The sequence below is a fragment of the Brevundimonas sp. SS2672 genome (assembly GCF_059579685.1).
The window spans coordinates 2,779,477-2,796,209 of record NZ_CM184201.1 but is presented as its reverse complement, the minus strand read 5'-3'; the positions used below and the strand labels follow the sequence as shown (position 1 = coordinate 2,796,209).

The following is a 16,733-nucleotide window of genomic DNA, read 5'->3' as shown; positions in this document are numbered from 1 at the left end:
GGGCCCGCACCGAAGACGAAAGCCGAAAGAGCCCATCATGGATATCCGCGCCGCCGAAATCTCGGCCATCCTCAAGTCGCAGATCGCCAACTTCGGCGTGGAAGCCGACGTCTCGGACGTCGGCCAGGTGCTGTCGGTCGGCGACGGCATTGCGCGCATTCACGGTCTGGACAACGTCCAGGCCGGTGAAATGGTCGAGTTCACCAAGGCCGGCGTGAAGGGCATGGCCCTGAATCTGGAGCGCGACAACGTCGGCGCCGTGATCTTCGGCGCGGACGCCGCCATCGCCGAGGGCGACGACGTGCGCCGCCTGGGCGAGATCGTGGACGTGCCGGTCGGTAAGGGCCTGCTGGGCCGCGTCGTCAACCCGCTGGGCGAGCCGATCGACGGCAAGGGCCCGATCCAGTTCACCGAGCGTCGCCGCGTCGACGTGAAGGCCCCCGGCATCATCCCGCGCAAGTCGGTTCACGAACCGATGCAGACGGGCATGAAGGCGATCGACACCCTGATCCCGGTCGGCCGCGGCCAGCGCGAGCTGATCATCGGCGACCGTCAGGTCGGCAAGACCGCCGTCGCCATCGACACCATCCTGAACCAGAAGACGGTCAACAAGTCGGACGACGAGTCGGCCAAGCTGTACTGCATCTACGTCGCCATCGGCCAGAAGCGCTCGACCGTGGCCCAGATCGTCAAGACCCTCGAAGAGTCGGGCGCGCTGGAATACACCATCGTCGTGGCCGCCACGGCGTCGGAACCGGCCCCGCTGCAGTTCCTGGCCCCGTTCGCCGGCACCGCCATGGGCGAGTATTTCCGCGACAACGGCATGCACGGCCTGATCATCTATGACGATCTGTCGAAGCAGGCCGTGGCCTACCGCCAGATGTCGCTGCTGCTGCGCCGTCCGCCGGGCCGTGAAGCCTATCCGGGCGACGTCTTCTACCTGCACAGCCGTCTGCTGGAGCGTTCGGCCAAGCTGAACGAGGACTACGGCTCGGGTTCGCTGACCGCCCTGCCGATCATCGAAACCCAGGCCAACGACGTGTCGGCCTACATCCCGACCAACGTGATCTCGATCACCGACGGTCAGATCTTCCTGGAATCGGACCTGTTCTATCAGGGCATCCGTCCGGCCGTGAACGTCGGCATCTCGGTGTCGCGCGTCGGCTCCTCGGCCCAGATCAAGGCGATGAAACAGGTCGCCGGTTCGATCAAGGGCGAGCTGGCCCAGTATCGTGAAATGGCCGCCTTCGCGAAGTTCGGCTCGGACCTGGACGTCTCGACCCAGCGCCTGCTGGCCCGCGGCGCCCGCCTGACCGAGCTGCTGAAGCAGCCGCAGTACTCGCCGCTGGCGGTCGAGGAGCAGGTCGTGTCGATCTACGCCGGCACGCGCGGCTACCTGGACGCCATCGCCGTTTCGGACGTCGGCCGCTTCGAGAGCGAACTGCTGGCCCGCATCCACGCCAACCACGCCTCGCTGCTGGACGGGATCCGCACCAAGAAGGCCCTGACGCCCGAGCTGGAAGCCGAGCTGAAGGACATCCTGGCGGCCTTCGCCAAGACCTTCGCCTGATCGTTCGGCCCTGTAGTCAAAGGAAGAGCAGAGCCGGATGGCTAGCCTCAAGGAAATGCGCGATCGGATCGGAAGCGTCAAAGCGACGCAGAAGATCACGAAAGCCATGCAGATGGTCGCCGCGGCCAAGCTGAAGCGCGCCCAGGAGCAGGCGGAGAACGCCCGCCCCTATGCGACGCGGATGGCCTCGGTCATCGCCAACCTGGCGGCCGGCGTCGGCGACGACGGCCCGCGCCTGATGACCGGAACCGGCGCCGACCAGAAGCACCTGGTCGTCGTCGCCACGGCCGACAAGGGTCTGGCGGGCGGGTTCTCGACCAACGTCATCCGCGCCGCGCGGGACCACATCAACAGCCTGATCGCCAACGGCAAGACGGTCGAGATCGTGGCTGTCGGCCGCAAGTCGCGCGACCAGCTGACCCGCCTGTTCGGCGACAAGGTCGTCAGGACCTTCGAGCTGAGCGAGCACAAGACGGTGGGCCTGCACGCGGCTCAGCCGATCGCCGAACTGCTGGCCGAGAAGTTCGAGGCGGACGAGGCGGATGTCGTCACCCTCTTCTACAGCCAGTTCAAGTCGGTGATCTCCCAGGTCCCGTCTTCGCGTCAGCTGGCCCCGGCCGAAGTCGACGCCGACGCCTCGTCGGACGCCGGCGCGCTCTATGAGTACGAGCCGTCGGAAGAGGACATCCTCGAGACCCTGCTGCCGCGCAACCTGACGACGCAGATCCTGGCCGCTCTGCTGGAGAACCAGGCCGGCTTCTTCGGCGCCCAGATGGCCGCGATGGACAACGCCACGCGCAACGCGGGCGATCTCATCAGCGCTCTGACGCTGCAGTACAACCGTTCCCGCCAGGCTCAGATCACCACCGAGCTGATCGAGATCATCGCCGGCGCTGAAGCGCTCTGATCCCGACACAGCTGACATTCGACACGGACAAGCACCGATGACCGACACCACCGCCCCGAAGAAACCCGCCGCCAAAAAGCCGGCCGCTCCCAAGAAGGCCGCCGCTCCGAAGGCCGCCGCCGCCGTCACGGCCCAGGGCAAGATCGCCCAGGTCATCGGCGCCGTCGTCGACGTCGAGTTCGACGGCCACCTGCCGGGCATCCTGAACGCTCTGGAAACCCAGAACGTCGACCAGAAGACGGGCGAGCCCTTCACCCTGGTCCTGGAAGTCGCCCAGCACCTGGGTGAGAACATGGTCCGCACCATCGCCATGGACACGACCGAAGGTCTGACGCGCGGCCAGGCCGTCGTCGACACCGGCAAGTCGATCATGGCCCCGGTCGGTCCGGGCACGCTCGGCCGCATCATGAACGTCGTCGGCCAGCCGATCGACGAAGCCGGTCCGATCAAGACCACCGAGTTCCGCCCGATCCACCGCGAGGCGCCTTCGTTCGAAGAGCAGTCGACCTCGTCGGAAATCCTGGTCACGGGCATCAAGGTCATCGACCTGATCTGCCCCTACACCAAGGGCGGCAAGACCGGCCTGTTCGGCGGCGCCGGCGTCGGCAAGACCGTGACCATGCAGGAGCTGATCAACAACATCGCCAAGGCTTACGGCGGTTATTCGGTTCTGGCCGGCGTGGGCGAACGCACCCGCGAAGGCAACGACCTGTATCACGAGATGATCGAGTCGAACGTGAACGTCGCCGGCGGCGGCGAAGGCTCCAAGTGCGCCCTGGTCTACGGCCAGATGAACGAGCCCCCCGGCGCCCGCGCCCGCGTCGCCCTGACCGGCCTGGCCCAGGCCGAATACTTCCGCGATGAAGAGGGCAAGGACGTCCTGCTGTTCATCGACAACATCTTCCGCTTCACCCAGGCCGGTTCGGAAATGTCGGCTCTGCTGGGCCGCATCCCCTCGGCCGTGGGCTATCAGCCGACGCTGGCCACCGAGATGGGCAACCTGCAGGAGCGCATCACCTCGACCAAGAAGGGCTCGATCACCTCGATCCAGGCCATCTACGTCCCGGCCGACGACCTGACCGACCCGGCGCCCGCCGCCTCGTTCGCCCACTTGGACGCGACCACGGTTCTGAACCGCGACATCGCCGCCCAGGCCATCTTCCCGGCCGTGGACCCGCTGGACTCCACCTCGCGGATCATGGACCCGCTGGTCATCGGCGAGGAGCACTACACCGTCGCCCGTCGCGTTCAGGAAATCCTGCAGCAGTACAAGGCGCTGAAGGACATCATCGCCATCCTGGGCATGGACGAGCTGTCGGAAGACGACAAGCTGGTCGTGTCGCGCGCCCGCAAGATCCAGCGCTTCCTGTCGCAGCCCTTCTTCGTGGCCGAACAGTTCACCGGCTCGCCGGGCAAGTTCGTCGAACTGGCCGACACCATCCGCTCGTTCAAGGCCATCTGCGACGGCGAATACGACCACCTGCCGGAAGCCGCCTTCTACATGGTCGGCGCCATCGAAGAGGCCGTCGAGAAGGCCGCCAAGATGGCTGCGGAAGCCTAAGCCATGGCCGGTAAGCTGAACTTCTCCCTCGTCGCCCCGGAACGCGAAGTCTTCGCCGGTTCGGTCGATCAGGTCGATGCGCCGGGCGTCGAGGGCGACTTCGGCGTCCTGCCGGGCCACGCGCCCTTCATGACCACGCTGCGCGAAGGCGTGGTGACGGTCTATGACGGCGCCCAGCGCCGCCGCTTCGAGGTCAAGGGCGGCTTCGCCGACGTCAACGGCGAAGGCCTGACCATCCTGGCCGAAGAGGCTTCGGAGCTGACCGCGAACTAAAGGTTCGCACGGCTGAAACGATTGAAGGCCCCTCGCTTGCGGCGAGGGGCCTTTTTCGTGCGACAGACCCGACGCTGCCTCCGTCGTCGTCACTTCTCTCGCCGTTACCCTCTACTCTGCCGTCATCCTCGGGCTTGACCCGAGGATCCAGTGCGGGACGCGCTCCACCTGGCCAAGGTTTCGCACGCGGACGGCTGGATCCTCGGGTCAAGCCCGAGGATGACGGCAGTGGGATCAGAAGGGCGATGGGGGCGCCTAGAGAGGCGTCAGTGCGTCAGGCGGCCCATTCCCCAAACGCCCGCACCACCTGCTCATAGACCGGACGCTTGAACGGCACGATCAGGCCGGGCGCCTCTTCCAGCCGCCCCCAGCGCCAGGCGTCAAATTCGGGCTCGCCGTGGCCGTTCAAGTCGATCTCGTCCTCCCCGCCGGTGAGGCGAAAGGCGAACCATTGCTGGCGTTGCCCCTTCAGCCCCTTCCAACTCTTCGGGCTCGGCAGGCCCTCGGGAAAGTCATAGGGAATCCACTCGGTCGTGCGGCCCAGCAGGGTGATGGAGCGCACGCCCGTCTCTTCATGCAGTTCGCGGCGGGCGGCGGCTTCCAGGTCTTCTCCGTCGTCGACGCCGCCTTGCGGGAACTGCCAGTTCCACGGCTCGGGCGTGTCGGCGCGGCGGCCGAACCAGACCTGGCCGGCCGGGTTGAACAGGACGACCCCGACGTTGGGGCGATAGAGGGACAGATCGATGGTCATGTCCTTCGCATACGCCGCCGTCTCGACGCGGGCTAGGCGTCAACGTCCGGGAAAGGCCGCGCGGCTAGGGTGGCGTCATGGACAGACGTCAACTGATCGCCCTGGCTCTGAACGGCGCGGCTCTCGGCGGCCTCGCGGCGGCCGGCGCCGCTCATGCCTCTGCGGAGAAGAGCGGGGGCGGCAAGGGCGGCTATCTGTCCATGCCGACCGCAACGGCCACGGTGCTGCGTCGCGACGGGCGACGCGGCGTGTTGACGGTCGAGACGGGGCTCGACATCGCCGACGGCGCCTTGATGGAGCGGGCGCGCCTGTCCCAGCCGCGTCTCAGCGCCGCCTACAACGAGATCGCCCGCATCGCCGCCGAGCGGCTGCTGCCGGACGCGCCGCCGAACGTCGAATGGCTGGCGGTCGCCCTGCAACACGCCACCGACGCCATTCTGGGCAGGCCGGGAGCGAAGCTTCTGCTCGGCACGGTGATGGCGGCCTGAGGCGGTAACCGCTGACGTTCCTACATATCCGCCCCCCACACACATGCCGTCATCCTCGGGGCTTGACCCGAGGATCCAGCGCAGGGCGCGCTCGACCTCGCCTATGTCGTGCAGGCGGATGACTGGATCCTCGGGTCAAGCCCCGAGGATGACGGCGTGGGGAAGGCAGCGGGAAGAAGAGCAGGAGGAGCGGGAGAGGCAGGAGCGGCGGGCGAGGGGGCGTCGCGACGCCCGCGCCTCAGTCCTGCGTCGGATCGGGGCGGCTCGTGTCGCCGTAGGTCATGGCCAGGAAGACGTCTTCCAGATCCGGGTCCTCGGTGGCGATGTCCTTGATGGTCACTCCCGCTGCGCGGACGGCGGCCAGCACCTGCTCGACGCTGGATTCGCCCGTGCGATAGGTGACGACGAAGGCGCCGTTGGCGCGCGGGGCGACGGTGAAGCCGTTCAGGGCGGGTAGGGTCTCGGGCGCCGTCTCGGGCGTCACCACCACATTGCGGGTGTCCAGCCGCTTCAAGAGCTGTTCGGTCGGCTCGCAGGCCACGACCTCGCCCCGGTTGATGATGGCGATGGTGTCGCACAACTCCTGCGCCTCTTCGAGGTAGTGGGTGGTCAGGATCACCGTCACCCCCTCCTCGTTGATCTTGCGGACGTAGTCCCACAGCTGGCGGCGCAGCTCGACGTCCACGCCCGCCGTCGGCTCGTCCAGGATCAGCACCGGCGGATTGTGCACCAGGGCCTTGGCCACCATCAGGCGCCGCTTCATGCCGCCCGACAGGGCGCGGACATAGGCGTTGGCCTTGTCCGACAGGCCCAGGGCCGCCAGCAGCTCGTCCGAGCGGCGCTCGTCCGCCGGCACGCCGTAGAAGCCGGCCTGCACCTCCAGCGCCTCGCGCGGGGTGAAGAAGACGTCGGCGACGATCTCCTGCGGCACCACGCCCAGGGCCGAGCGGGCGTCGCGCGCCTCATGGTCGATGTCGCGGTCCCAGATGCGGACCGTGCCCTCGGACTTGTTCACCACCCCGGCGATGATGTTGATCAGGGTCGACTTGCCCGCGCCGTTCGGCCCCAGAAGGCCGAACATCGAGCCGCGCGGCACCGTCAGGTCGACCCCGCGCAGGGCCGTCTTCGGCGGCGACTTGCGCGAGCCCTTGTAGGTCTTCTTCAGCCCCCTGACCTCGATGGCGTTGACGGGCAGGCGAGGCGTTTGTGTCATGGCGCGGACTTCAACTCAGGCAGGTGTCGGGGAGGCGGGGCCGGACGGCATAGGTAGGGGGCCAAGGGCCGTTCGCCAAGCGTCTCAGGGCGCTGAGCGAGACAAGTCTGCGAGACGATATGTCAAAGTTGCTTGACGACTGTATCGGTTGTGTCTAGCGTGCTTGTCAGAAAGACAACTTCCCTTGGATAAGGACACGCCATGACCGCCGCCGTCTCCGCCCGCAAGCCCCTGACCCGCACCCGCCTGATCGGCTTCATCGCCATGGGGTTCTGCGTCGTCGGCTATGCCGGCTTCACCCTGGCCCTGCTGGCGGGCAAGCTTGAGTATCTGCCCATGGCCCAGGCGGCGGTCATCGCCGCGGTCGCCGCCGTGGTCGGCGAGATCGGCCTTTGGGTCGGCGCGGGGTGCCTGGGCTTGACCCTGTTCAAGAAGCGCAAGGCCCTGTTCGATCGGGTGATGGGCCGCAAGGCGCCGGCCTCGGACGTTTGACCTGACGGTCCGGTCCGCCTAGGAACGGCGCAAAGCCTTTCCAGACCGGACCGGATCATGCCTCCCCGCCATCTCGAAGCCGTCATTCCTCCGCCCGAAGAGATCGTGGTCTCGACCAAGCGCGTCGCCTGCGACGGCGGCGGCGGGGCCCTGGGCCACCCGCTGGTCTACATGGACATGGGCGAGGACGACTTCATCGAGTGCGGCTACTGCGACCGCCGCTTCGTGCTGTCGGCCCATCCGCACCCCGAGAGCGAATATCTCGATCCGGCGGCCCGCCCGCCCGAGGCGCACTGAGTCCGGTCATGCGTTATCTGCACGCCATGGTTCGGGTGAAGGATCTGGACGCCTCGATGCGTTTCTACCGCGACCTGCTGGGTCTGGAGGAGACGCGCCGCGCCGACTATGAGGCGGGCCGCTTCACCCTGGTCTATCTGGCCGCGCCCGCCGACAAGGCCCGCGCCGAGGCCGAGAAGTCGCCCGAGGTCGAGCTGACCTACAACTGGGACGATCAGGACTACGACGGCGGCCGCAACTTCGGCCACCTGGCCTTTCAGGTCGACGACATCTACGCCGCCTGCCAGCGCCTGATGGACGGCGGCGTGATCGTCAACCGCCCGCCGCGCGACGGCCACATGGCCTTCGTCCGCTCGCCGGACGGCATCTCGATCGAGCTGCTGCAGGCGGGCGAGCGCCTGGCCCCGGCCGAGCCCTGGGCCTCCATGCCGAACGTGGGGGCCTGGTGAGCGTTTCGGCGCGGCTGATCCTGGGTCTGGCGGTCCTGAGCCTGGGCGCCTGCGCCTCGGTGACGGAGACCAATCCGGCGCGGACGGCCACCGACATGCTGCTGGTCAACCGCGCCGCCGACCGGGCGGTCGAGGGCCTGACCCTGCCGATCCCGCAGGGCGCGCGCGTCTTCGTCGACGAGACCTATTTCCAGGCCGAGAACGCCCGCTATGCGCTGAGCGCCATCCGCGCCGCCCTGTCGGAAGCGGGCTACGCCATCGTGCGCGAGCGCGGCGAGGCCGACGCCATCTTCGAGGTGCGCGCCGGGGCGTTATCGCTGGACCAGCTGCGCCGGGTGGTCGGCATCCCCGACATGCGGGTGCCGATCAACGAGAGCCTGAACGTCGTCTCCCTGCCGGAGCTGTCGCTCTACTCCAACCGCGACCGCATGGGCGTGGCCGAGTTCTCGGGCTTCCTCTACGACGCCCGCACGGGGATGCCGCTGGGCGCCGTCACGCCGATGATCGGCCAGTACAAGATCCGCAGCCACAAGGCCTTCATGATGATCACCTGGGGCCAGCAGCTGGCCCAGCCGGGCGAGCGTGATCCGGGTTCGAGCTGGAAGGAATTCTAGCGCGAGCGCTCGCTCCGCTCGCGGAGCGAGACAGCCGCTTCGGACCGTGTTAGGGCGCAGGTGAGCATAAGGCGTTGGCCGCGCTCATTCGTTCGCCGCCGCCGCAAGAGACGCCCTTGTCCTTCTTCCACGCCGGTCCTGCGCCGAAAGGCTCCGGTCTTCGCCGAGGCGCCCTGCGCGACGGGCTGGACCTGGCGCCGGGGATGAAGGTCGGCCTGTTCGGCGGCTCGTTCAATCCGGCCCACGACGGCCACGCCCATGTGGCGGCCACCGCCATGCAGCGGCTGGACCTGGACCGGGTGGTCTGGCTGGTCTCGCCGCAGAACCCGCTGAAGTCCGAGCACGAGACTGCGCCGCTGGCCGAGCGCATGGCCTCGGCGCGCGCCGTGGCGGCGAGCGTCGGCCCGGCCATGATCGTTTCGGACTTCGAGACGCGGGCGGGCACGCGCTGGACCGTCGACACCCTGCGCGCCATCGTCGCCCGCCATCCGGGCGTGCATTTCGTCTGGCTGATGGGATCGGACAATCTGGCGGGCTTCCACCGCTGGAGGGGCTGGACCGACATCATGCGGCTGATGCCGGTGGCGGTGATCGCGCGGCCGGGCAGTCTGCTGGACAGCCGTACGGCCCCGGCGGCGGCGCGCTTCGCCCGCTATCGCATTCCCGCCGCCCAGGCCGGACTGCTGCCCAATCTGGAAGCGCCGGCCTGGACCTATCTGACCGCGCCGCTGAATCACCGCTCCTCCACCGCCATCCGGGCCACGCGCGCGGCGGGGTGAAGAGTCGTCGCAGGCCGGGTGACCTTTCACGCCGGGCGTGCTAGACTGGAGTTTTAGTAATCGCCTCGGAGCCCTCCGCTGACCCCCTCGACCGCGCATGATGCGCAAGACGCCGTTTCGAACGCGGCGCACGAAATGGACCTGATGGATTCCGTCCATTCCGAAGACGGTCAGGCCGAGGACGGCCCCAGTAGCGACGAGCGCCAGCCCCTGCCGGTCGGCGCGACCGAGCTGGAGCAGGCCATCCTCGCCAAACTCGACGAAGACAAGGCCCAGGACATCGTCCTGATCGACCTTCGCGGCAAGAGCCCCATGTCTGACGCCATGATCGTGGCCTCGGGCCGCTCGCACCGCCACGTCGGCGCCGTCGCCGACCACCTGCTGCGCCTGTTCAAGGAGCAGGGGCTGGGCAAGGTGAAGGTCGAAGGCCTGCCGCATTGCGACTGGGTGCTGCTGGATGCGGGCGACGTCATCGTCCACCTGTTCCGCCCGGAAGTGCGCACCTTCTACAACATCGAGAAGATCTGGGCGGTCGACAGCGCCCACCGCGGCGGCCCTGTCCGCGGCTGATCCTTCCTCTGACGGCGGGCTGACCTCATGAAGCTGGCGATCGCGGCCATCGGCAAGCCGGGCCGCGGTCCTGAGGCCGCCCTGGCCGACGACTACGCCCGGCGGGCCACCCTTTCGGGGCGGCCGCTGGGCCTGGGTCCCCTCGAACTCATCGACCTTGAGCCGAAGAAGCCCGGCAAGGCGCCGGAGGCCGAGCTGCTGCTCGCCGCCGCCGAGGGCGCGCATCTGATCGCCTGCGACGAGCGGGGGCGAACCTATTCCTCGCGCGCCTTCGCCGACCACGTGGCCGCCTTGCGCGATCAGGGCGAGCGGCGGCTGGTCTTCGTCATCGGCGGGGCCGACGGTCTGGACGAGAGCGTGCGCCGCGCCGCGCGCTCGACCCTGGCCTTCGGGCCTCAGACCTGGCCCCACGCCCTGGCGCGCGCCATGCTGGCCGAGCAGCTGTATCGGGCCGTGACCATCCTGGCCGGTTCGCCCTATCATCGCGACTGATGCGATCCGGGGCCGTTCTTCTTCTGACCTCCTCCAGCCTGCTGCTGGCCCTGGCCGGGCCGGCGGCCAGCCAGCGCGCGACCCAGCCGAACGCTGAGCTGACCCGGCTTCAGGCCGAGTATCGCGACGAAACGGCCCGCGCCCGCCGCCTGCGCGCCGAGGCCGCCGCCGCCGCCGAGGAGATCGTCGACCTGGACCGCCAGCTGCGCGAGCTGCGTCGCGCCGAGGCCGAGGACGACGTGCAGATGGAGGCCCAGCGCGCCCGTCTGAAGGAACTGGGCGATCGCGAGGCCGCTCTGCTCGCCGCCCTGTCGCGCGAACGCGCGGCGCAGGGACGGCTGCTGTCCGCGCTGCAGATGATGAGCCGCAAGCCGCCGCCGCCCCTGCTGATCCCGGCGGATCAGGCGGTGGATACGGTGCGCGCCTCTATCCTGATCCGCGCCATCACGCCCGACCTGCAGAAACGCGCCGAGACCCTGGTCGAGCGCCAGGCCGAGATCGGCCGCATCCGCCGTCTGGCCGCCCTGTCCAGCGAGCGCCTGTTCACCGTCGAAAGCGCCCAGAACGACCGCCGCGCCGAGATCGAGGGGCTGACGGCCCGCAAGACCGCCCTGCGTTCGGTCCTGCGGGCGGAGGCGGCGCGGGCCGAACGCGCGACCAAGGCGCTGGAGGCCCGTATTCGCGACCTGGGCGGGCAGACGCCCCAGATCGCCGAAGCGCCCGAAGAGGCTCCGGCGGCCCGCCTGCCCGCAGGCCGCAGCCGCCTGACGCCGCCCATCGCAGGGACGCCCTCGCAACGCTTCGGCGGCCGCTCCGCCGGATGGAGCTGGCGCTCCAGCCATGAGGCGGTCGGCGCGCCCGCGGCGGGCCGCGTCGCCTACGCCGGTCCCCTGAAGGAATGGGGCGAGGTGGTGATCCTCGACCTCGGCCCCGGCTGGCGCGCCGTGATCGCGGGCCTCGACCGGCTGGAGGTCGAGACCGGCCAGCGCGTGTCCGACGGCCAGACCCTGGGCCGCACCGGCGAGGACGGCGAGGCCTATTTCGAACTGCGCCGCCAGGAACGGCCCATCGATCCCGCCCCCTGGCTGCAGTAGCGGGCCAACCGCGCGAAATTCCTTTCAAATCGGCGCGGACGCTGTTTGTATCGGCGCAACTGTCGTGCGCGCCGTCGTGGCGCCTGCGCCGCCCTGGACGACCGGAGCCGAAAGCGGATCCGATGGAAAGAGACCGAATGCGTAAACTGCTTCTCGTGGGCGCCGCCGCCTTGGCGCTGGGCGGATCGGCGGCGGCCGTGGCCAGCCAGACCCCGCGCAACGAGACCTTCCGCATGCTCGAGATGTTCGGCGACGTGCTGGGCATCGTCGAGCAGGCCTACGTCGTTCCGGTCGACAACAAGAAGCTGATCGAGGCCGCCCTGCAGGGCATGATGACGGCGCTCGACCCCCACTCCAACTACCTGCCGCCCAAGGGCTTTGACGACCTGCGCGAACGGACCACGGGCGAGTATTCGGGCGTCGGCCTGACCATCACCTCCGAAGGCGGTCTGGTGAAGGTCATCTCGCCGATGGACGACAGCCCGGCCGGTCGCGCCGGCGTCCAGGCGGGGGACGTCATCAGCGCCGTCAACGGCCAGAACGCGGCGGGCCTCAGCGTGTCCGAGGTCTCGGACAAGCTGCGCGGCGCCACCGGGACCAGCGTCACCGTCACCTTCCTGCGCGACGGCGAGGAGCCGCGCGAGGTCGTGCTGACGCGCGAGGTCATCAAGGTCGAATCCGTCACGGGCCGTCTGGAAGGCGACTTCGGCTATTTGCGCATCTCGACCTTCAACGAGAACACCGGCCGCGAACTGACCGAAACGATCGAGCGGCTGAAGACCGAGAAGCCGGGCCTCAAGGGCTATGTGCTGGACCTGCGCAACAACGGCGGCGGCCTGCTGACGGCGGCCATCGACGTGTCGGACGCCTTCCTGGAGCGGGGCGAGATCGTCAGCCAGCGCGGGCGCAAGCCCGAGGACATCGAACGCTACGCCGCCAAGCCGGGCGACCTGACCGGCGGCCTGCCGGTGGTGGTGCTGATCAACTACGGCTCGGCCTCGGCGTCCGAGATCGTGGCGGGCGCCCTGAAGGATCAGGAGCGGGCGACGGTCGTCGGCCTGACCAGCTTCGGCAAGGGGTCGGTGCAGACGGTGATCCCGCTGCGCGGCGGCCAGGACGGCGCCCTGTCGATCACCACGGCGCGCTACTACACCCCGTCGGGCCGTTCGATCCAGAAGATCGGCATCGAGCCGGACCTGGAGGTCGCCCGTTCCGAGGCCGAGGCGCGCATCGTCTCGCGCTCCAGCTTCATCTATTCCGAGGCGGCCTATTCGACGGCGCTGGACTCCTCCATCGGGGCCGAGCGCAAGGGGCCGCACACCCCGCGCGAAGCGCCGGGCGCCGACTACGCCAAGGACAAGGACTATCAGCTGGAACGGGCGCTGGACGTGCTGCGCGCCGGGGGCGACCTGACCAGGCTGGCCGCCGCCCCCGAGGGGATCGTCATCACCGAGCCGGGCGAAGACAAGGTCGAGACGGCCGAGGCGGAGACCGACACGCCCGAAACGCCGACGGTCACGGTCAAGCCGGACAAACCGAAGACGGACTGACCGCCGCGTCCCGCAAACGTGGTGAACGCGCCGTTAGGCTTTCTTAACCGGCGCAGGGCTTAACTGAGGCTGAGGGGCGCCGCGTCTGTGCGGCGCCTGCCAGCCCGAGCCGCCGCCCTGACCATGTTCGCCAAGCGCCAGTCCGCCCTCGCCGCCGCCGCAGGCGCGCCGCCGGAGCCCCGGTCGCGCCTCGCCATGGAGCCGGTCCTGAACGCCCTGAAGAAGCCGCCCGTCGCGGCGGGCGCGGCCGGGGCCTTCGTCATCGGCGCCGCCGCCCTGTTCGTCGCTGTCCTGGGCGACCCGCGCGCGGGCGCGCCGACGGCCAGCGCCGTGCTGGAGCGGCCCGCCGCCGCCGACACGGCCCCGACCGGGGCGGAAGCCTTCGGCTTCAGCGGTCTGGACATCTATCAGGACCTCGGCCCCATCGACCCGGCGCTGATGGGCGAGGGCGCGATGGGCGGCGAGGCCCTGATCACCCTGCCGGAGGGCGCCAGCGTGGCCTCGGGCCAGGGCTTCAGCGCCCCGGTGCGCGCGCCGTCCAATCCCCTGCCCAAGGCGCCGATCGCGGGCCTGTTCCAGCCCGGTCCGAACGGCCCCCTGCCGCGCATCGCCGCCGACGGCCGCGTTCCGGCCCAGGCCTACGCCCGGCCTTTCCGCTCGAACGGCAAGCCGATGGTGGCCCTGGTGGTCGGCGGGCTGGGCCTGAACAGCGCCACCACCCGCGCGGCGATCGAGCGTCTGCCCGCCGAGGTGACCCTGTCCTTCGTGCCCTACGCCGAGGGCTTGCAGACCTGGATCGACATGGCCCGCGCCCACGGCCATGAGGTGATGATCGAACTGCCGATGGAGCCGACCGGCTATCCCGACAACGACCCCGGCCCCTACACCCTGCTGTCGTCCGGCGGCGCCGACGATGTGGCGGTCAAGCTGGACTGGCTGCTGGCGCGCGCCACGGGCTATTTCGGCGTGACCAACTATCTGGGCGACCGCTTCGCGACCTCGGACGAGGGGGTGAGCGCCCTGATGACCAACCTGCGCCAGCGCGGCCTGGCCTTCCTCGACGACGGCTCCATGCGCCGCCGTCCCGGCGCCTTCGCCCGCGCCAGCGCCGACCGCGTCGTCGACGAGGAACAGACCCCCGCCGCCATTCTGCGCCAGTTCAACGCCCTGGAGGCGGCCGCCAAGACCAACGGCGCGGCGCTGGGAACCGGCTTCTCCTACCCCGTCACCGTCGAGGCCGCCGCCCGCTGGACGGCGGGTCTGGAGGCCCGCGGCCTGCAACTGGCCCCCGCCTCGGCGATGACCCGACGACCGGGGCGTTAAACGTCGTCATCTGACCCAACGCCGCGCGCGCATGGGCTTCCGTCTTAAAAACCGCGCTCTCAAAGTGGGGCGAGGCGAGAACCTCGCCGCAAAAGTCGCCGCCGCAGATGACAAAATGGTGGACGATCCAGTGGTCGGCGCAGTCGTCGCCGCCGCGCAGTTTCATGACCGCATCACGCAAGGGGCTGGTCTCGACGCGGTTAAGCAAATGGCGGGGTCTGTCCGCGGTTTCCGCATGCGACCAGTAGAGGGTTTCGTCAAAGGCGCTGAACACCTGCACGTCGCGGAAGACGAACATCTGAACGAATGGAGCGCCTCGGTCGATCTGGTTGCCCCTCGCCAGCACGCCCAGCGCGCACGGCCTCTGGATGAACTCGAGGCTAGGGAAGAACAGGGCGTCGCCCGGCGTCGGCTCGCCGATCCAGACGGTGCCTTTGCTGGTTTGCATGCCGACCCTCGTGGTTTCGAACAATGAGATAAGCGGCTTATGTGCGAGCCTGTCTATACCCTTGGTCGTCGTGGGCCGTGGACGTGCTACAGAAGCGGCATGAGCACTGATGATGAGCACACGCCCGCCGCCGAACCTGCGGACGCCGTTCCCGGCGAGACGCCCGTGCAGCGGGCGCTGCGGCTCAAGAAGGCGGCGATCGACGCCCGACCCAAGCCGCCGCGCGGCGGCCGTTTCCAGCGCGAACAGGCGGCTCGCATCAAGAGCGGGGCTTCGCGACCCTGGATGAGTAAATAGGCGTCAGAGCTTGAGGCGCATGGCGACGCGGTCGGTCAGGCCGTGTTCGGCTTGTGCGGCCAGTACCTCGCGCAGATAGGCGGGCATGGTTTCCGCTGTCAGCGCTGTATAGCCGAGGCGGGCGTAAAAGGGCGCGTTCCACGGGACGTTCGCGAACGTCGTCAGCGTCAGGGCGGACAGGGCGCGGGTCTCGGCCTCGCGCCGGGCGGTCTGCATCAGCGCCCGCCCGGCGCCGCGTCCCTGATGGTCGGCGGCGACGGACAACTCCAGAACGTGAAGGTCTGCGCCGTCCTCTACGGCGGCGATCAGGAAGCCGACCGGGTGATCCTCTTCGTCCACGGCGACCCATGACAGGCCCTGTGCGACGGCGCGCGCATGGGCTTCTGGCCCGGCGGTGCGGTCGTCCGCCAGCCAGGCCAGATCAGGCAAGGAGCGGAACAGCGTCGCTGACGACCGCTCTATGATGTCGAGGTGGACGATGTCCGCCTCACGCGTCGGGCGGACCCGGATCAATGGGCGTCGTAGCCCTTGGCGGGCATGGGCTTGAGATCCAGCAGGGCGAACAGTTTGGCGTCGTCGTCCTCTTCCGGGTTCGGCGTCGTCAGCAGCTTGCCGCCGACGAAGATGGAGTTGGCGCCCGCCAGGAAGCACAGGGCCTGCATCTCCGGCGTCATGCCTTCGCGACCGGCCGACAGGCGGACCATCGACTTGGGGCAGACCAGACGGGCGACGGCGACGGTGCGGACGAACTCGATCGGGTCGATCTCGCCCTCCTTCAGCACCCGCTCGCCCAGCGGTGTGCCGCCGACGGGAACCAGGGCGTTGACCGGCAGGCTGTCGGGGTGGACGGGCAGGGTCGCCAGGGCGTGCAGCAGGCCGGCGCGATCGCGGCGCTTCTCGCCCATGCCGACGATGCCGCCGCAGCAGGTGTTCATCCCTGCGTCGCGGACGTGCTGCAGCGTCTCAAGCCGGTCCTGATAGGAGCGGGTCGTCACCACCTCGGCGTAATACTCAGGCCCGGTGTCGAGGTTGTGGTTGTAGTAGTCGAGGCCCGCGTCCTTCAGCTGTTTCGCCTGGTCGGCGTTCAGCATTCCCAGGGTGGCGCAGGTCTCCAGACCCAGCGCCTTCACGCCCGAGATCATGGCCGCCAGCTTGGGCGTGTCGCGGTCCTTGAGCTCGCGCCAGGCGGCTCCCATGCAGAAGCGGCTGGCCCCGCCGGCCTTGGCAGCCATGGCCTCCGCGATGACGGCGGTCGGCTCCATCAGCTTCTCGGCCTTCAGCCCGGTCTTGAAGCTGGCCGACTGGGAGCAGTAGCCGCAGTTCTCGGCGCAGCCGCCGGTCTTGACCGACAGCAGCTGGGATTTCTGCACCTCGCTGGGGTCGAAGGTGCGCCGGTGCACCGTCGCCGCCTCGAACACCAGCTCCATGAAGGGGCGGGCGAACAGGGCCTCGACCTCCTCCATCGTCCAGTCGTGGCGAGGGATCGAGAAATCGCGGGCGGGTCGGATCGAAGCGTCGTCAGCCATGGGACGACGGCTTAGACGACTTGCTCCCGATCCGCCAAG

At 69.0% G+C, this 16,733-nt stretch carries 21 protein-coding genes; 17 read left to right on the top strand and 4 right to left on the bottom strand.

Going from position 1 to position 16,733, the window contains the following annotated elements; translation table 11 throughout:
- Positions 1-37 precede the first annotated feature (37 nt).
- Genes atpA through AC52GN_RS14095 form a run of 4 tightly spaced genes read left to right on the top strand, consistent with a single transcriptional unit; the run spans position 38 to position 4,311 of the window.
- On the top strand, positions 38-1,570 hold the full coding sequence (gene atpA, locus AC52GN_RS14110; RefSeq protein WP_291782628.1) for a F0F1 ATP synthase subunit alpha: 1,533 nt from the start codon (positions 38-40) through the stop codon (positions 1,568-1,570).
- Positions 1,571-1,607: 37 nt separating this feature from the next.
- A complete protein-coding gene (locus AC52GN_RS14105; protein WP_346519708.1) occupies positions 1,608-2,477 on the top strand; it encodes a F0F1 ATP synthase subunit gamma in 870 nt (289 codons plus the stop codon).
- A 37-nt stretch (positions 2,478-2,514) separates the two neighbouring features.
- Positions 2,515-4,038 (top strand): F0F1 ATP synthase subunit beta, encoded by a 1,524-nt coding sequence (gene atpD / locus AC52GN_RS14100; protein WP_453987961.1) that lies wholly within the window; start codon positions 2,515-2,517, stop codon positions 4,036-4,038.
- Between the two features lie 3 nt (positions 4,039-4,041).
- Positions 4,042-4,311 (top strand): ATP synthase F1 subunit epsilon, encoded by a 270-nt coding sequence (locus AC52GN_RS14095; protein ID WP_003167474.1) that lies wholly within the window; start codon positions 4,042-4,044, stop codon positions 4,309-4,311.
- 274 nt (positions 4,312-4,585) lie between these two features.
- Here the strand turns inward: AC52GN_RS14095 and AC52GN_RS14090 are convergent, their stop codons facing one another.
- Positions 4,586-5,062 (bottom strand): RNA pyrophosphohydrolase, encoded by a 477-nt coding sequence (locus tag AC52GN_RS14090; RefSeq protein ID WP_496527493.1) that lies wholly within the window; start codon positions 5,060-5,062, stop codon positions 4,586-4,588.
- 77 nt (positions 5,063-5,139) lie between these two features.
- Between AC52GN_RS14090 and AC52GN_RS14085 the strand changes: the two genes are divergently transcribed.
- Positions 5,140-5,550 carry a Tat pathway signal protein gene (locus AC52GN_RS14085; RefSeq protein ID WP_312219564.1) on the top strand — a complete coding sequence of 137 codons (411 nt, stop codon included), beginning with the start codon at positions 5,140-5,142 and terminating at the stop codon, positions 5,548-5,550.
- Positions 5,551-5,788: 238 nt separating this feature from the next.
- On the opposite strand, the gene AC52GN_RS14080 is transcribed toward AC52GN_RS14085, so the two are convergent.
- Positions 5,789-6,763, bottom strand: a complete 975-nt coding sequence (locus AC52GN_RS14080) for an ABC transporter ATP-binding protein (protein ID WP_496527492.1) — start codon at positions 6,761-6,763, stop codon at positions 5,789-5,791.
- A gap of 201 nt (positions 6,764-6,964) precedes the next feature.
- Between AC52GN_RS14080 and AC52GN_RS14075 the strand changes: the two genes are divergently transcribed.
- The 12 genes from AC52GN_RS14075 to AC52GN_RS14020 all read left to right on the top strand — a co-directional run bounded on the left by AC52GN_RS14075 (position 6,965) and on the right by AC52GN_RS14020 (position 15,168).
- Complete coding sequence (locus tag AC52GN_RS14075; RefSeq protein ID WP_291782648.1) at positions 6,965-7,255, top strand: hypothetical protein; 291 nt, start codon at positions 6,965-6,967, stop codon at positions 7,253-7,255.
- Between the two features lie 57 nt (positions 7,256-7,312).
- On the top strand, positions 7,313-7,552 hold the full coding sequence (locus AC52GN_RS14070; protein WP_040346318.1) for a zinc-finger domain-containing protein: 240 nt from the start codon (positions 7,313-7,315) through the stop codon (positions 7,550-7,552).
- Between the two features lie 8 nt (positions 7,553-7,560).
- A complete protein-coding gene (locus AC52GN_RS14065; protein WP_343830241.1) occupies positions 7,561-8,001 on the top strand; it encodes a VOC family protein in 441 nt (146 codons plus the stop codon).
- The gene (locus tag AC52GN_RS14060; RefSeq protein ID WP_125900381.1) at positions 7,998-8,615 is read left to right on the top strand and encodes a DUF6655 family protein; all 618 of its coding nucleotides are present in this window, start codon (positions 7,998-8,000) and stop codon (positions 8,613-8,615) included. Before AC52GN_RS14065 ends, AC52GN_RS14060 begins: the two co-directional genes overlap by 4 nt.
- 116 nt (positions 8,616-8,731) lie before the next feature.
- Entirely contained in the window at positions 8,732-9,394 is a 663-nt protein-coding gene (locus AC52GN_RS14055) for a nicotinate-nucleotide adenylyltransferase (protein WP_496527491.1), read from the top strand.
- 135 nt (positions 9,395-9,529) lie between these two features.
- A complete protein-coding gene (rsfS, locus tag AC52GN_RS14050; protein ID WP_291782663.1) occupies positions 9,530-9,964 on the top strand; it encodes a ribosome silencing factor in 435 nt (144 codons plus the stop codon).
- 27 nt (positions 9,965-9,991) lie between these two features.
- Complete coding sequence (gene rlmH / locus AC52GN_RS14045) at positions 9,992-10,456, top strand: 23S rRNA (pseudouridine(1915)-N(3))-methyltransferase RlmH (protein WP_125900384.1); 465 nt, start codon at positions 9,992-9,994, stop codon at positions 10,454-10,456.
- Positions 10,456-11,550 carry a murein hydrolase activator EnvC family protein gene (locus tag AC52GN_RS14040; protein ID WP_453987950.1) on the top strand — a complete coding sequence of 365 codons (1,095 nt, stop codon included), beginning with the start codon at positions 10,456-10,458 and terminating at the stop codon, positions 11,548-11,550. The genes rlmH and AC52GN_RS14040 overlap by 1 nt, the downstream gene beginning before the upstream one ends.
- A gap of 137 nt (positions 11,551-11,687) precedes the next feature.
- Complete coding sequence (locus tag AC52GN_RS14035) at positions 11,688-13,100, top strand: S41 family peptidase (protein ID WP_496527490.1); 1,413 nt, start codon at positions 11,688-11,690, stop codon at positions 13,098-13,100.
- Between the two features lie 123 nt (positions 13,101-13,223).
- Positions 13,224-14,423 carry a divergent polysaccharide deacetylase family protein gene (locus tag AC52GN_RS14030; RefSeq protein ID WP_496528819.1) on the top strand — a complete coding sequence of 400 codons (1,200 nt, stop codon included), beginning with the start codon at positions 13,224-13,226 and terminating at the stop codon, positions 14,421-14,423.
- 31 nt (positions 14,424-14,454) lie between these two features.
- Positions 14,455-14,898 (top strand): hypothetical protein, encoded by a 444-nt coding sequence (locus AC52GN_RS14025; RefSeq protein WP_496527489.1) that lies wholly within the window; start codon positions 14,455-14,457, stop codon positions 14,896-14,898.
- A gap of 72 nt (positions 14,899-14,970) precedes the next feature.
- Positions 14,971-15,168, top strand: a complete 198-nt coding sequence (locus AC52GN_RS14020) for a hypothetical protein (RefSeq protein ID WP_496527488.1) — start codon at positions 14,971-14,973, stop codon at positions 15,166-15,168.
- 3 nt (positions 15,169-15,171) lie between these two features.
- Here the strand turns inward: AC52GN_RS14020 and AC52GN_RS14015 are convergent, their stop codons facing one another.
- Both AC52GN_RS14015 and bioB read right to left on the bottom strand, forming a co-directional pair.
- Positions 15,172-15,681, bottom strand: coding sequence for a GNAT family N-acetyltransferase (locus AC52GN_RS14015; protein WP_496527487.1), 510 nt, complete (start codon positions 15,679-15,681; stop codon positions 15,172-15,174).
- The gene (bioB, locus tag AC52GN_RS14010; RefSeq protein WP_496527486.1) at positions 15,678-16,694 is read right to left on the bottom strand and encodes a biotin synthase BioB; all 1,017 of its coding nucleotides are present in this window, start codon (positions 16,692-16,694) and stop codon (positions 15,678-15,680) included. Before bioB ends, AC52GN_RS14015 begins: the two co-directional genes overlap by 4 nt.
- Positions 16,695-16,733: the final 39 nt, after the last annotated feature.